The sequence below is a fragment of the Streptomyces sp. NPDC020917 genome (assembly GCF_044333795.1).
Lineage (GTDB): Bacteria > Actinomycetota > Actinomycetes > Streptomycetales > Streptomycetaceae > Actinacidiphila.
In genome coordinates, this window is the sequence record NZ_JBIRRR010000012.1 from 135,400 (window position 1) to 149,796 (window position 14,397).

The 14,397-nt window shown below is 75.4% G+C and carries 14 protein-coding genes; 11 read left to right on the plus strand and 3 right to left on the minus strand.

Annotated elements, in window-relative coordinates; genetic code table 11:
- The first annotated feature begins 76 nt into the window (after positions 1 to 76).
- The 7 genes from ACH4TG_RS24640 (at position 77) to ACH4TG_RS24670 (ending at position 6,980) form a co-directional block, all read left to right on the plus strand.
- Positions 77 to 1,450, plus strand: a complete 1,374-nt coding sequence (locus ACH4TG_RS24640) for an extracellular solute-binding protein (RefSeq protein ID WP_398244759.1) — start codon at positions 77 to 79, stop codon at positions 1,448 to 1,450.
- 68 nt (positions 1,451 to 1,518) lie between these two features.
- Positions 1,519 to 2,286 carry an SDR family NAD(P)-dependent oxidoreductase gene (locus tag ACH4TG_RS24645; protein WP_398244638.1) on the plus strand — a complete coding sequence of 256 codons (768 nt, stop codon included), beginning with the start codon at positions 1,519 to 1,521 and terminating at the stop codon, positions 2,284 to 2,286.
- 58 nt (positions 2,287 to 2,344) lie between these two features.
- Positions 2,345 to 3,136 carry a FadR/GntR family transcriptional regulator gene (locus ACH4TG_RS24650; RefSeq protein WP_398244639.1) on the plus strand — a complete coding sequence of 264 codons (792 nt, stop codon included), beginning with the start codon at positions 2,345 to 2,347 and terminating at the stop codon, positions 3,134 to 3,136.
- Positions 3,133 to 4,278 carry a galactonate dehydratase gene (gene dgoD / locus ACH4TG_RS24655; protein WP_398244640.1) on the plus strand — a complete coding sequence of 382 codons (1,146 nt, stop codon included), beginning with the start codon at positions 3,133 to 3,135 and terminating at the stop codon, positions 4,276 to 4,278. The genes ACH4TG_RS24650 and dgoD overlap by 4 nt, the downstream gene beginning before the upstream one ends.
- Positions 4,272 to 5,087: a hypothetical protein gene (locus tag ACH4TG_RS24660; RefSeq protein WP_398244641.1), complete on the plus strand. Its 816-nt coding sequence runs from the start codon at positions 4,272 to 4,274 to the stop codon at positions 5,085 to 5,087. The genes dgoD and ACH4TG_RS24660 overlap by 7 nt, the downstream gene beginning before the upstream one ends.
- A 50-nt stretch (positions 5,088 to 5,137) precedes the next feature.
- Positions 5,138 to 5,782, plus strand: coding sequence for a bifunctional 4-hydroxy-2-oxoglutarate aldolase/2-dehydro-3-deoxy-phosphogluconate aldolase (locus ACH4TG_RS24665; RefSeq protein ID WP_398244642.1), 645 nt, complete (start codon positions 5,138 to 5,140; stop codon positions 5,780 to 5,782).
- Positions 5,783 to 5,852: 70 nt separating this feature from the next.
- Positions 5,853 to 6,980: a sugar kinase gene (locus tag ACH4TG_RS24670; protein WP_398244643.1), complete on the plus strand. Its 1,128-nt coding sequence runs from the start codon at positions 5,853 to 5,855 to the stop codon at positions 6,978 to 6,980.
- Positions 6,981 to 7,109: 129 nt separating this feature from the next.
- On the opposite strand, the gene ACH4TG_RS24675 is transcribed toward ACH4TG_RS24670, so the two are convergent.
- Complete coding sequence (locus ACH4TG_RS24675; protein ID WP_398244644.1) at positions 7,110 to 7,913, minus strand: hypothetical protein; 804 nt, start codon at positions 7,911 to 7,913, stop codon at positions 7,110 to 7,112.
- A gap of 319 nt (positions 7,914 to 8,232) precedes the next feature.
- Between ACH4TG_RS24675 and ACH4TG_RS24680 the strand changes: the two genes are divergently transcribed.
- On the plus strand, positions 8,233 to 9,351 hold the full coding sequence (locus tag ACH4TG_RS24680; RefSeq protein ID WP_398244645.1) for a P1 family peptidase: 1,119 nt from the start codon (positions 8,233 to 8,235) through the stop codon (positions 9,349 to 9,351).
- Here ACH4TG_RS24680 and ACH4TG_RS24685 read toward each other — a convergent pair.
- Positions 9,329 to 10,201 carry an alpha/beta fold hydrolase gene (locus tag ACH4TG_RS24685; protein WP_398244646.1) on the minus strand — a complete coding sequence of 291 codons (873 nt, stop codon included), beginning with the start codon at positions 10,199 to 10,201 and terminating at the stop codon, positions 9,329 to 9,331. The two genes, ACH4TG_RS24680 and ACH4TG_RS24685, sit on opposite strands and share 23 nt — an antisense overlap.
- 216 nt (positions 10,202 to 10,417) lie before the next feature.
- Between ACH4TG_RS24685 and ACH4TG_RS24690 the strand changes: the two genes are divergently transcribed.
- Both ACH4TG_RS24690 and ACH4TG_RS24695 read left to right on the plus strand, forming a co-directional pair.
- Positions 10,418 to 10,852 (plus strand): SRPBCC domain-containing protein, encoded by a 435-nt coding sequence (locus ACH4TG_RS24690; protein WP_398244647.1) that lies wholly within the window; start codon positions 10,418 to 10,420, stop codon positions 10,850 to 10,852.
- The gene (locus tag ACH4TG_RS24695) at positions 10,849 to 11,283 is read left to right on the plus strand and encodes an ArsR/SmtB family transcription factor (RefSeq protein ID WP_398244648.1); all 435 of its coding nucleotides are present in this window, start codon (positions 10,849 to 10,851) and stop codon (positions 11,281 to 11,283) included. The genes ACH4TG_RS24690 and ACH4TG_RS24695 overlap by 4 nt, the downstream gene beginning before the upstream one ends.
- A 176-nt stretch (positions 11,284 to 11,459) precedes the next feature.
- On the opposite strand, the gene ACH4TG_RS24700 is transcribed toward ACH4TG_RS24695, so the two are convergent.
- On the minus strand, positions 11,460 to 12,734 hold the full coding sequence (locus ACH4TG_RS24700) for a glycosyltransferase (RefSeq protein WP_398244649.1): 1,275 nt from the start codon (positions 12,732 to 12,734) through the stop codon (positions 11,460 to 11,462).
- A gap of 433 nt (positions 12,735 to 13,167) precedes the next feature.
- Here ACH4TG_RS24700 and ACH4TG_RS24705 point away from each other — a divergent pair, with 433 nt between their 5' ends.
- The gene (locus ACH4TG_RS24705; RefSeq protein WP_398244650.1) at positions 13,168 to 14,313 is read left to right on the plus strand and encodes an AI-2E family transporter; all 1,146 of its coding nucleotides are present in this window, start codon (positions 13,168 to 13,170) and stop codon (positions 14,311 to 14,313) included.
- Positions 14,314 to 14,397 lie beyond the last annotated feature (84 nt).

Genomic DNA, 14,397 nt, shown 5'->3' on the forward strand with positions numbered 1-14,397 from the left:
AAATTACGAATTAATCTTGACGACGCTCCGCCGCCACGACAGTCTGTAGCAGCCGAAAGGGAGTCCCGTGAACACCGTGAACACCTCACCGACCAGCCGCCGCCACTTCCTGGCCGGCGCCGGCGCCGTGGGCGCCACCGCCTTGATGAGCGGCTGCGTCACCTCCGGCTCGACCGGCAGCAGCAGCCAGTCGAGCGGCGGCACGGTGAGCCTGCAGTCGAACCTGTCGTCACCGCAGGCCAAGTCCGCGATGCAGGACCTGATCGCCGCGTACAACAAGCGCGGCGGCAGCAAGGCGTCGCTCAACACCGTCGCCTCCGAGACGTTCCGCACCCAGCTGCCGACCTACCTGACCTCCGCCAACCCGCCGGACCTGCTGACCTGGTACCCGGGCTCGGTCGCTGACGGGTACGCGCGCAAGGACCTGCTGCTCGACGTCAGCGACATCTGGCAGACCGGCGAACTGGCCGGATACAGCGACGCGTTGAAGAAGCTGTGCACCGACTCGGCCGGCGCGAAGGTGTTCGTGCCCGCCAGCTACTACTGGTGGGGCGTCTTCTACAAGAAGTCCAACTTCGCCAAGTGGGGCGTCCAGGAGCCCAAGACCTGGGACGAGTTCATCGCCCTGTGCAAGCAGCTCAAGGCCAAGGGTGTCACCCCGATCGGCCTGGGCGCCGGCGGCGGCACCGCCTGGGTCGCCTCGGCCTGGTTCGACTACCTCGACATCCGCATCAACGGCGCCGCCTACCACCGCGAACTGCTCGCCGGGAAGCACAGCTTCACCGACCCGCAGGTCCACAAGGTCTTCGACAAGTGGGCCGAGGTGCTGCCGTACTTCGACCCCAACGGCACCGCGCTGGCCTTCCAGGACGCCACCACCGCGATGCTCAACAACCGCACCGGCATGATGCTCATCGGCACCTTCTTCGCCGACGCCGCGCCCAAGGACCAGCTGGACGACATCGACTTCTTCCAGTTCCCGATCATCGACCCCCAGGTCCCGGTCGCCGAGGAGGGCCCGACCGACGGGTACTTCGCCAGCGCCCGCACCCGCCACAAGGCCCAGGTCAAGGACCTGATGAGCTACCTGGCGACGGCCGAGGCGCAGGAGGTCTACCTCAAGGGCTCCTCCGGCACCTCGCTGCCGACCAACCCCAAGGCCAAGGACGCCGGCACCCCGCTGGTGAAGAAGGGCCGCGCGCTGATCGAGAGCGCCGCCGACGTCACGCAGTTCTTCAACCGCGACTCCAGCGACGCCCTGCAGCCCACCGCTGACACCGCGCTGACGAAGTCCGGGCGCCTGCGGCTGCGCGGCCTCGACCCGAGCGCCCGCTACCTGGACGCCGCGAGCGGCACCCTGTACAGCGGCGCCCACCTGCTCCACAGCGGCCTGCCGCTGGCCTGGACCGCCGAGCACGACGCCGATCTGGTCGTGCTGACCAGGCAATGACCGCGCCCCCACCGCCCGCCTCACTAGAGTCGCCGACGAGCCCGCACCACGAGGAGTCGACCCGCACCATGAACGCACCCGCAGCCGCCGCCCGTTTCACCGGACGGGTCGCCGTCGTCACCGGTGCCGCCTCCGGGATCGGCGCGGCCACCGCCGAGCGGCTCGCCGCGGAGGGCGCGGCCGTGGTCCTCGCCGACATCGCCACCGTGGCGGGCGAGGCGGTCGCCGCCGGCATCCGCGACGCCGGCGGCCGGGCGGAGTTCGTCACCGCCGACGTCTCCTCCCCGCAGGACTGGGAGCGCGTCGCCGAACGCGCCCGCGCCTTCGGGCCGGTGGGCGTGCTGGTCAGCAACGCGTTCACGGTCGACGTCCGGCCCGCGCACCTGACCACCCTCGCCTCCTGGGAGCGGCAGCTCGCGGTCAACCTCACCGGCGCGTTCCTCGGCTTCACCACCCTCCTGCCCGACCTGCGCGAGCAGCGCGGCGCGGCCGTCCTCACCTCGTCCGTGCACGCCCACCGCGGCCTGCCGGGGCACCCCGCCTACGCCGCGTCCAAGGGCGCGCTGCTGTCCCTGTGCGGGCAGCTCGCCGTCGAGTACGGGCCGCAGGTGCGGGTCAACGCGGTGGTGCCGGGCCCGATCCTCACCGGTGCCTGGGACCGTGTCAGCGAGGAGGACCGGGTGGCCAGCGTCGCGGAGACCGCCGCCGGCCGGTTCGGCACGCCGCAGGAGGCCGCCGCCGCGATCTGCTTCCTGGCCGCCGACGAAGCCGCGTACATCACCGGATCGAGCCTCGTCGTGGACGGCGGGTGGAGCGTCGTGAAGTCCTCCGCCTGACCCCCGTTCCCCACCGGATCCCGACCGACCCGACCGACCTGCAGAAAGGCAGAACGACATGACCCCATACGCGCGCCGCGGGGTGCACGGCCAGACCGTGGAGACCCTTGCGCGCCGGGTCCTCAGCGGAGAGATCCCGGAGGGGGCGACGCTCGACCTGCCGGCCCTGCAGAGCGAACTGGACGTCAGCCTGACCGCGCTGCGCGAGTCGCTGAAGGTCCTCGCGGCCAAGGGCATGGTCGACGCCCGGCAGAAGCGCGGCACGTTCGTGCGGCCGCGCGCCGACTGGAACCTGCTGGACGCCGACGTGCTGCGCTGGCAGTTCGCCGGCGGCACCGCCGGCAGCGCCGACCTCGGCCTGCTGCGCAACCTCGGCGAGGTCCGCGGCATCATCGAACCGGCCGCGGTCCGGCTCGCGGCCCTGCGCCGCACCGACGCCGACCTGACCGCGCTGGACGAGGCGCTCGACGCGATGGGCCGGCACGACCTGGGCGCCGCGCACGCCGTGCAGGCCGACCTCGCGTTCCACCGCGTGCTGCTCGCCGCCACCCACAACGAGCTGCTGGAACGCATGGAGATGGTCATCGAGTCCGGCCTCGCCCACCGCGACGAGATCGTGCACTCCTCACCGCACGGCGAGGACCCGGTGCCCAGCCATAGCGCCGTCCTGGCCGCGGTCCGCGCCCAGGACCCGGACGCCGCCGAGGCCGCCATGCGGGCCCTGCTGGAGCAGGCCGTCCGCGACCTGGACCTCGTGCACGGCGCAGGCGGCGAAGGCGGCACCGCGGCCGGCGGCCGGACGACCGGCACCCAAGGAACCAGCGCACCCCGTCCGGAGGACTCCCAGTGAAAATCGTCCGCATCGAGACCTTCCTGGTGGCCCCGCGCTGGCTGTTCTGCCGCGTGGAGACCGACGAGGGACTGGTCGGCTGGGGCGAGCCCGTCGTCGAGGGCCGCGCCGAGGTCGTCAGGGCCGCCGTCGACGTGCTCGCCGAGTACCTCGTCGGCCAGGACCCGCTGCGCATCCAGGACCACTGGCAGGTGCTCACCAAGGGCGGCTTCTACCGGGGCGGGCCGGTGCTGTCCAGCGCCGTCGCCGGCCTCGACCACGCCCTGTGGGACATCGCGGGACAGGCCTACGGCGCGCCCGTGCACGCCCTGCTCGGCGGCCCGGTCCGCGACCTCGTCCGCGTCTACGCCTGGGTCGGCGGCGACGAACCGGCCCGGCTCGCCGAGGAGATCGGGGCGCAGATCGAGGCCGGCTTCACCGCGGTGAAGATGAACGGCGCGGGCCGCACCGAGGCCCTCACCACCCCGGCCGGGACCGCCGCCGTGGTGGAGCGGCTCGCCCTCGCCCGCGAGGTGCTGGGCCCCGACCGCGACGTGGCCGTCGACTTCCACGGCCGCTTCAGCCCGGCCGGCGCCCGCCGGGTACTGCACGAGATAGCCCCGCTGCACCCGCTGTTCGTCGAGGAACCGCTGCTGCCGGAGCAGGGGCACCTGCTCGCCGCGCTCGCCGCGTCCACACCCGTGCCGCTGGCCACCGGCGAACGCCTCTACGGGCGGGCCGAGTTCCTGCCCGCGCTCACCGCGGGCATCGCCGTCGCCCAGCCCGACCTGTCGCACGCCGGCGGCATCACCGAGGTCACCCGGATCGCCGCGCTCGCCGACACCTTCGGCGTCCAGCTCGCGCCGCACTGCCCGCTCGGCCCGATATCGCTCGCCGCCAGCCTCCAGGTAGCCTTCTGCACACCGAACTTCCTCATCCAGGAGCAGAGCCTCGGCATCCACTACAACAAGGAGGCCGACCTGCTGTCCTACGTGATGGACACCGAACCCTTCCGCTTCGTCGACGGACACGCCCACCGCACCGACCGGCCGGGCCTCGGCATCACCGTCGACGAGGCCGCCGTGCGGGCCGCGGACCGCGCGGGCCACGCCTGGCGCAACCCGGTGTGGCGGCACGACGACGGGGCGTTCGCGGAATGGTGAGCACCCCCGTGCCGCTGGTGGCCGCCACCGACCCGGCCCGCGGCGGCCGTTGGACGTCCCTGCGGGCCGGTGACCGCGAGTGGCTCTGGCACCGCGCCGAGCCGCGGCGCGAACGGGCCGTCCCCGGCGACGCGTTCGCCGACGCGGGCGGCCTGGAGGAGTGCGTCCCCACCGTGCGCGGGCTGCCCGACCACGGCGACGCCTGGTCCCGCGCGTGGACGCCCGCGGCCACCGAAGGACAGGGCGGCGACGGCACGTACACCGTGGAGTGCCCGGACTTCCGGCTCACCCGCACCCTCCGCACCGCCGCGGACGGCGTGGTCGCGGACTACCGGCTGGCCGCCGCGCCCGGCTACCGCTTCGTGTGGGCCGCGCACGCCCTGCTCGACGTCTCGCCGCACGGCAGGATCGCCCTGCCCGAGGGCGCGGCCGGCCGCCTGTACGCGGACGGCGGCGCGCACTGGTCGCCGTTCGGCTGGCCGCGGGCCGGCGGCACCGCGTTCGACGTGCTGGGCCCCGACGACGGCACGGCGCTGGGCGCCGTCGTGGACAGCGCGCACGCCGCCGTCCACGACGGTCCTGACACCCTGCGGTTCGCCCTGGAGGCGGACGGGCAGCCGGTGTCGGTCGCCGTGTGGCGCAACCTGCGCGGCTTCCCCGAGCACGCCCCCTACCGCTCCATCGGCGTCGAGCCCATGCTCGGCCGGGTCTTCGACCTGGCCGCCGCGGGGGAGGGCGACGCCGCCCGCGTGCCGTCCTCCGGCGAGGCCGCCTGGCGGCTCACCGTCAGCGCGGCCACCACCCCCTGACCCGGCGTCCGCGACGACGCACACCCACCACCCGAGAGAGGAACCCGCACGTGGACCTGCTCACCGCGCTGCGCACCCACCGCCTCGTCGCCATCGTGCGCGGCGCCGACCCCGACGCGTCGCTGCAGTCCGTGCTCGCCCTCGTGGAGGAGGGCGTGTCGCTGGTCGAGGTGTCGCTGAGCGGCGAGAGCGCCCTGGACGTCATCGCCGCGGCGCGCGCCGCCCTCGGACCCGACGCGCTCCTCGGCGCGGGCACCGTGCTGAGCGCCGACGACGCGCACGCCGCGCACCGGGCCGGCGCCGGCTTCGCCGTCACCCCGGCACTCGGTGAAGGCGTCACCACCGCACGGGAGTTGGGACTTCCGGTACTCGGCGGGGTGATGACGCCCACCGACATCGTCACCGCCCGGGCGCTCGGCGTCGAGGCGTACAAGATCTTCCCGGCCCAGCAGGCCGGCGGCCCCGGCTACCTGCAGGCGCTGCGCGGCCCGTTCCCCGGACTGCCGTTCGTGCCGGTCGGCGGGGTGGACGCGGACGCCGCCCGCGCCTACCTGGCCGCGGGCGCGGTCGCGGTCGGCGTCGGCAGCCCGCTGCTGGGCGACGCGGCGGACGGCGGCAGCATCGCCGAACTGCGGGCGCGGGTGGGGGAGTTCCTCGACGCGGTCCGATCGCCGAGCCCCGCGCCCTCCCGCTGAGGCGCGCATCCGACCGCCGCACGCCGCGCCCCACGCCGGGCCCGCACCCTCCCGATTGGAACGCCGCACCATGCCGCTGAACCAGCCCCGCTCCACGCCCGACGCGACGCCCGGCAGCACGCTCAGCGGCGAGGGAGCGTCCCCGCTGCCCGCGCTCGGCCCCGGCCCTGTGGTGTGCGTGGGGGAGACCATGGCGGCGCTCGTGCCCGACCCGGTGGGGCCGCTCGCCACCACCGGCGGGCTGTCCCTGGCCGTCGCCGGCGCGGAGTCGAACGTCGCGATGTACCTCGCCGACCACGGCGTGCCGGTGCGCTGGGTGTCGGCGGTGGGCGCCGACCCGTTCGGCACGCGGGTTCTGGCCGAGGTCGGCGGGCGCGGCGTGGACGTGACGGGCGTGCGCACCGATCCCTCGCGGCCGACCGGCCTGCTGGTGAAGGACCCCGGTCCTTCACGCACCCGCGTCCACTACTACCGGCGCGGCTCGGCCGCCTCCGCCCTCGGCCCCGGCCTGCTCACCGAGCCGGCCGCCCGCGAGGCGGCCCTACTGCACCTCACCGGCATCACCGCGGCCCTGTCGGCGAGTTGCCGCGACCTGCTCGACGCGGCGCTGGCCGGCCCGGTCCCGGTCAGCTTCGACGTCAACCACCGGCCCGCGCTGTGGACGGACGGCACGGCCCCCGACGTGCTGCGGGACCGCGCCGACCGCGCCGACGTCGTCTTCGTCGGCCTGGACGAGGCGCAGGCCCTGTGGGGCGAGGACCTGGCGACCCCGTCGGACGTCCGCGACCTGCTGCCCGGGCCACGGCTGCTGGTCGTCAAGGACGGCCCGCGCGCCGCGACCGCCTTCACCGCGGGCGGGCCCCACACCGTTCCGGCCCCGCGGGTGGACGTCGTCGAGCCCGTGGGCGCCGGCGACGCGTTCGCCGCCGGCTTCCTCGCGGCCCTGCACCGGGGCGAGCCGCTGCCGCGCTGCCTGCGTCTGGCGCATCTCACCGCGGCCGCCGCCCTCCGCGTCCCCGCCGACCACGGCCCGCTGCCGTCCGCGGCGCGCATCGCCGCGCTGCTGGCGGCAACCGACGAGGAGTGGGCCCGGCTCACCGTGCCCGAGGCGGGAGGGGAGACGGCACAGCAGGCCGGAGCCGCCGCGGCGGCCGTGTCCGGGAGCGGTGCGCGGCACGGCACCGCGGGGCAGGGGTGACCGTGGGCCCGGAACCCGCGCGCCGTGGGCAAGGCGGCTGAGCGCGGCGCCCGGCCCGCCGGCACCGTCCAGCCGTCCGTGCCGGCCCTGATCTGACGATGCGTCAACTACGGCCCGGCCGCTGCCAGGTCAGGCGGGTGGCGGGACCGCGCGGACGCCCCGCGCCGCCAGATGGCGCACCCCGCGGTCGAGAGTGGCGCGCATGCCTCCGGTCAGGTGGCGGGTCCAGGCTGGGGCGGGGTCGCCGCGCAGCGTCGTCCAGTAGGCGAGCGCGTAGCCGAACTCGTTCTCGTTCAAGTAGCCGGTGCGGTGGCTGGGTTCGTTGGCGATGCCGCTGAGCATGCGGTCGGTCAGATCCGCCATGGGGAGAACCGTGTAGCCCCGGGTGCCCGCCGCCCGGGGGAACTCGTACGCGGCTCCGGCGGTGAAGACGCCCATGCCCAGGAACACGGTGAGCAGGTCCGTCAGCCGTTCCTCGTCGACGTCGCGGGGCAGCCGCCGCTCGCCCCGGAGCCGCGCGTGCGCCAGTTCGTGGGCGACGACCGCGGTGAACGTCGCCGGATTCTCCGCCTCGGTGCGGTCCAGTTCGATCAGCGCGCCCCCCAGGACGCGCCGGTAGGTGCCGACGGTGTGCCGCTTGCGCCGCTCGGCCGGTGAACTCTCGAAGAGGTGCACGGTCAGGCCCTCCGGCGGCACGCCCATCACCGCCGCCACCCGGCCGACCAGCGACTCGGCCTGCTCCTGCGTTCCGCTGAACCCCGGCGGCACCAGCTCCGGCCCGGGAACCGCGGCCGACCCGTGCAGCGCCTGCCCGCCGAACTCCCCGACGCACCAGTCGAGCCACCGCTCGATCCACTGCCGCGACGCCTCAGGGACCGGGCATCCGGCCGGATCGCCGGTCGGCACCCATGACTTGGGACTGGTCGTGGTCACCGCGCTGCGCCGCTCCCCGCTGCGGCTCCGTTCCGTCCGCGCTCCGGCGAGCCACCGCCGGCCGCTGGCCGCCCACCCGTCCATGCGCCCTCCCCCCGGGAACGCCCCGCTCAGGCCCGCCGGGACCCCGCGACCCGATGGACCTCCGTGACCTGAACACGCGCGACACGCCCGGAACGGTTCCCCGGCCGGCCCGGCGCCGCTCCCCTCCTGCGCCCGCGCGGATGCCACCCCGCCCACCACCGCGCCCACCACCGGGGTCAGGCGCGGGATGATCGGCGGGGCGGGCCGCGTGTGCCCGCCAGGACGGAGGTTCGCCGTGGACGGGAACGGCGCTGCCCGGCCGGGCACCCGCAACGCCCTGACCGACGTCGCCGGCCTGCGTGTCGGCCACGCCCAGCGCACCGGGGACGGCTGGCTGACCGGCGTCACCGTGGTGCTGGCCCCCGAGGGCGGGGCCGTGACCGCCGTCGACGTGCGCGGCGGCGGACCCGGCACCCGGGAGACCGACGCCCTCGACCCGCGCAACCTGGTGCAGCACATCGAGGCGGTCGTGCTGGCCGGCGGCAGCGCCTTCGGCCTGGACGCCGCGTCCGGGGTGGCCAGCTGGCTGGAGGAGCAGGGCCGCGGCTTCTGGGTCGGGCCGCCCGGCCGGGTCGTCCCCGTGGTGCCGGCCGCCGCCCTCTTCGACCTCGGCCGCGGCGGCAGTTGGGGCGCGCGGCCGGACGCGGCCATGGGACGCACCGCGGTGGAGGCGGCGGCCCGCTCCACCGAAGGAGCCGCGGTCGCGCAGGGCTGCGTCGGCGCCGGCACCGGCGCGGTCGCCGGCGGCCTCAAGGGCGGTGTGGGAACGGCCAGTTGGGTGCTGGAGTCGGGAACGACGGTGGCCGCGCTCGCGGTCGTCAACGCCGCCGGATCGGTGGCCGACCCGGAGACCGGCGCGCTGTGGGGCGCCCGCCCCGGCTGGGCCGCGGAGTTCGGGACGGACGGCGCCCCGCGCCCGGCCGCCGTGCTCGCCGCCGCACGCGAGCGGCTCGCCGCCGCGGCGGAGAACCGGCCGTTCAACACCACCCTCGCGGTGGTGGCCACCGACGCCGGACTGACCCGCGCCCAGGCGCAGAAGCTCGCCGGCACCGCCCACGACGGGCTGGCCCGTGCCGTGCGCCCGGTGCACCTGATGTCCGACGGCGACACCGTGTTCGCGATGGCCACCGGCACCCGCCCGCTGCTGCCGGCCGGCGGACCCGGCCCGGCCGACCCGGCGTTCGGCACGCACCTGGCCGCCGGCGCGCTCAACGAGATCCTCGCCGCGGGCGCCGACGTGCTCACCCGGGCCGTGCTGCACGCCGTCCTCGCGGCCGACGGCGTCGACGGGCCCGGCGGCACCTTCCCGTCCTACCGGGAGGTGTACGGCCTCACCCCGCCAGGAAACCGCTGACGACCGGCAGCAGCAGATCGGCCCGCCGCATGATCGCCATGTGGGTCGTGCCGGGCAGCACCGCCAACTCGGCCCGGGGGATGAGCCGCAGCATCTCGGCGGCGTGCTCGATCCTGACGAAGTCGGTGTCGCCGATGGCGAGCAGCGTCGGGGCGGTCAGCCCGCGCAGGTCGTCCGCGGTCCAGGGCAGCTCGGCGTGGGCCGCCGCCGAGCACTTGGCGAGGAAGTCCTGGAAGTGCTCGGGATGCGGGGCGACCGCGGCGTAGGCGGCCGCCATCTCGGCGAAGTCGTCCTCGCCGGGCAGCCGCGGGGATCCCCAGTCGGGGGTGCGGACCTCGTCGTGGTAGCCGTCCTGCCGATAGTGGGTCGACACCAGCACCAGCCGGCCGACCCGCTCGGGCCGGGTGACGGCGATCTGCAGCGCGGTCAGGCCGCCGAGGCTGAACCCCAGGAAGTCCGCCTGCGCCAGGCCGAGTTCGTCCAGCAGCCCGACCACGTCGGAGGCGAGGTTCTCCAGGGTGATCGGCCGGTCGGAGTCGGCGGTGCGGCCGTGGCCCTGCATCTCCACCGCGATGACCTCCCGGCCGGCGGCCAGGGACGGCAGCACCGCGCCGAAGCTGAGGTCGATGGTGAGGACCCCGCCGTGCAGCAGGACCAGCGGCCGGCCGCCGGATCCGTGCCGCTCGTAGTACAGCTCCAGGCCGTTCACCTCGGCGTACGCGCCGGCGGCGGTTCCGGGCGCACCGGAAGTCCCCGGCGTCCCGGGCGTCCCGGCGGGTGCGGCGCCGGGGGCGTGGTCGTGCGCGGCGGTGGCTGCGCCGCCCGGCTGCGCGGAGTGGCTGGTGGTCATCGGTCCGTCCTCGTCGGTGCGGCGGGGTGCCGTCGCAGGGTTGCGGTGCCTTCGCAGGGGTGGACCGGCGCCGGGTGGGGAACTCATCGGTGCCGGACGGCGGCGCCGGGCGCCCTGCCCGCCGGCCCATGTGCAAGTCGTCAGTTGCACGTGGCGACCGCACGTGCAAGCATGGACTTGCACATAGGACCGGGGTCACGAAGGAGAGAGAGCGCCATGGACGACCGCATCGTGCAGGACATCACCATCAACGCCGGACTGGAGCGCGTCTGGGACCTGGTGACCGAGCCCGGCTGGTGGGTGCCGACCGACCACGAGGTCCCGGTCGACCGCACCCCGGGCCACCAGGCCGTGCGCGAGAGTGCCAAGTACGGCCGGTTCCCGGTGGAGGTCGTCAAGCTCGACCCCCGCACCTACGCCGCGTTCCGCTGGGCCAGCCAGTTCCCGGGCGAGGAGCTGGCCCCGGGGCGCACCACCCTCGTCGAGTTCTCCGTCGAGGAACTGGCCGAGGGCGTACGGGTGACCGTCACCGAGAGCGGGTTCGCCTCCCTCGACGCGCCCGAGGACGTCAGGAAGCAGGGGTTCAGCGCCAACACCGAGGGCTGGCAGATGGAACTGGGCGCGCTGCGCACCCGGGCGGAAAAGGCATGACGCGTGCCGCCGCGCCGGTCGCGCCGCCGGAGGTCGACGGCGTCTTCGCGGCGCTCGCCGACCCCACGCGGCGCCTGCTGCTGGACCTGCTCGCCGCCCGGCGGCCGTCAAGCGCCACCACGCTCGCCGCCGAGGTGACCGTCTCCCGGCAGGCGGTGGTCCAGCACCTCGCCGTACTGGAACGCGCCCAACTGGTCGCCGCGCGGCGGGCGGGCCGCGAAGTGCTGTTCAGCGTGCGGCCCGAACCGCTGCTGGCCACCGCCTCATGGATGACGCACCTCGCCGAGAGCTGGGACGAGCGCCTGCGCCTCCTCAAGCAGAAGGCGGAGGCCGCCGGGCAGGCCGAGGCCGTGGACCCCGCCGAGGCCATGGATCGTGCGGAGACCGCCGGCCAGGCCGAGGCTGCCGGCCAGGCCGAGGCTGCCGGGTAGGACGAGCCTGCCGGCTAGGCCGAGGTCTCCTCGGTCCCCCGGGTAGAGCCGCGGCTCCGGGGTCCCCGCGTCTTCCGGCTGATCCACGGCGACCGGACCCTGACGCCGGCCGGATCGGCGACGTCAGGGCCCCGTCCACGCAGTCCCGTCGTCAGGGCCCCGTCCGCTCGGCCCGGCTACAGCGGCTCGGGCAGCGCCGCCCGCGGCGCCCCGCGGTGGACCTGGTCGATCAGCGCACCGTAGGCGGCGACCATGCGCGTGCGGCTGAACTCCTCGCGCGCGGCTTCCAACGCGGGCGCGAACGACGAGGCCCGCGTGAACGCCTCCGCCCAGGCGGTCGCGATCGCCTCCGGGTCGGGCGGGGTGAGCAGGCCGCGGCCCGCCACGAGCCGCGCGCAGTCGCCGACGTCCGTGGCCACCGGGACGGCGCCGCACATCATGCCCTCGATCAGGCACAGCGGCGCCGCCTCGCCGGACGACGAGGTCAGCGACACCACGTCGCTCGCCGCGTAGACCGCCTCCATGTCCCCGCGGACGCCCAGCAGCAGCATCCGATCGGCGAGCCAGGGTTCGCCGGCGAGCGCTGCCGCGATCTCCGCGCGGAGCCCCTGGTTGCCCGCGGTCATCCCGGCGCCGCACATCAGCACGCGGCCGTCCGGGTCCCGGCGCAGGAACTCCCGGGCCGCGGCGAGGAAAAGCGGCACGTTCTTCATGCCGGCCCAGCGTGCCGCGAACGCCACGACCGGCGCCGGCGCGGGAATGCCCAGCTCCGCCCGCAGGCCCGCGCGGCGCACCGGATCGGGCCGGAACCGTAGTAGGTCCACGCCGTTCGGGATGACGTGCAGCAGCTCGGCGGGCACGCCCGCGGCCGCGTACGCGCCGCGGGTGGACTCCGCGCAGCACACGCACGCCTTCACCCGCCCCGCGGCGACCGCCGCGAGCAGGGCGTCGAGCGCCGGCCCCTGGTTCTCCGGGTCCGACCGGTGCAGGCACACCACGACGGGCCGCAGCGGCAGCCCCGCCTGGTTGAGCAGCGCGAGCGGCTGCTCCTTCAGCGACAGCACGACGTCGGCGGCCGCGGTGGCCCGGGCGGTCGCCGCGAGCTCGGCCGCGCTGAAGGCCGGGGCAGAGGTCGCGCTGAGGGCCGGGGCGGAAGCCGGCGTGAGCAAGGCGCCGAAGGCGGACGTCCCACCCGTGCCGCCCCAGCCGGGGCCCGCATCCGGCCCGCGCCGCAACGCCGCCACCGGCACGCCCCCGGCGGTCAGCGCCCGGTAGCAGGCGTCCTCCTCCATGGGCTGCCGGGTCGCCTCCCGGTGCATCTCGCCCTCGATGCTCAGGACGGAATGCCGCTGGACCCCGCCGTGCAGACCCAGCACCACATCACTGTGCAGAATGCGGGCCCCGCCGGAAAAGAAACCCTCGTAGATCGACAGCACACGCAGTTCGCTCATAACGCGCACCCATCGGGACGTCCCGCGCTGACGGGAAATGGATCGGATCCCCCTTGACCAGCGGGTTAGCCGCGATGGGAACAGGTGAAACTTGACGGGATGTGAATTCCGCATTTCCTTCCGGGGTACCCGGTGTTTCCGGCGGAATCGGTCCTGGTGAGCCCGTATCCGGGCCCGTATGCGGCTCGTGTCGGGGCGGGTATCCGGGCGTGTGTCCGAGCGCGTATCCGGGCCGGGATCCGCGCCCGTTCCGGCATGCCGCCCGCGGCGCCGCGGATGCACCTGACCGGGGGTTTGAGGGTGACCGCGCGGGGCGCCGCGGCGTTGGTGCCGGCAGGTGCGCGAGCGCGTGCGGCCGGTTGCGAACCGGACGGACGGGACGGCGCGGACCCGGGCCGTCCGTCGTGCCGCAACGCCGAGAAGGAGATCCGCCATGTCCGACACCCCGGTCGACGCCGTGCTCGATGCCGGACCGCCCCGCGGCGCCGCGGGGCAGCCGGAGACGGAGCGAGTGCTGCCGGTGCGGACGCCGAAGCGGCTCCCGGCCCGCTCCGAGGCGCGTGCGTGGTTCGGGGTGGGCTTCGGCGCCGCGCTCGGGGCGACCCTGGCCTGGCTGCTCGTCCAGATGGTGCTGCGGCTCGGCGAGCTGCTCACCCTGCTGCTGCTCGCCGCGTTCATCGCGGTCAGCCTGGAGCCGGTGGTGGCCTGGCTGGGGCGGCGCGGCCTGCGGCGGGGCTGGGCGGTGCTGTCGGTGACCGCGGGGCTGGCCGGGGTGCTGGCCGGATTCGTCGCGCTGGTCATCCCGCCGGTCAGCGCGGCCGCGGCGTCGCTGACCGGCGCGGTGCCGCGCTGGCGCCGGCAGTTGCGCGACCACCACTCCGTGCTCGGCCGGCTGGAGGACCGGTACCACGTCATCGAGCGCGTGCAGGACCAACTCGGCTCGCGCGGCGGCGCGTCGGAGGTCGCGGGCGGTGTGCTCGGCGCCGGCCGGCTGGTGGTCAGCGCCCTCACCTCCCTGGTGATCGTCGTGACGGTCACGCTGTACGTGATGGTGGCGCTGCCCGCGATCAAGCGGTTCTGCTACCGCTTCGTGCCCGGGACGCGCCGGGCCCGCGCAGAGGCGCTCAGCGAGGAGATCCTCAGCCGGGTGGGCCGGTTCATGCTCGGCAACACGCTCACCTCCGCCGTCGCGGGTCTGGCCACCTTCGCCTGGTGCTCGGCGACCGGCGTGCCCTATCCGGCCGCGCTCGGCTTCCTGGTCGCCCTGCTCGACATGGTCCCGGTGATCGGCTCGACCGTCGGGGGAGTGGTGGTGAGCCTGGTCGCGCTGTCCGTGTCGCTGCCGGTCGCCGTCGCCACCGCCGGCTTCTCCACCGCGTTCCGGCTCGCCGAGGACTACCTGATCATGCCGCGGGCGATGCGGTTCGCGGTCGACGTGCACCCCGTGGTGACGGTGGTCGCGGTGCTGGTCGGCGGTTCGCTGCTCGGCATCGTCGGCGGGCTGGTGGCGATCCCGGTCGCCGTCGCGGTCGGCATCGTCCTCGACGAGTGCGTGTTCCCGCGCACCGACGCCTCCTGAACCGGCGGTGGCCGTCGCGGGCGGCTCGGCGCACGGCGGAGACGGCCCCGCGCACGGGGCGGGCGGGGCTGGGGCGCGGGTTCT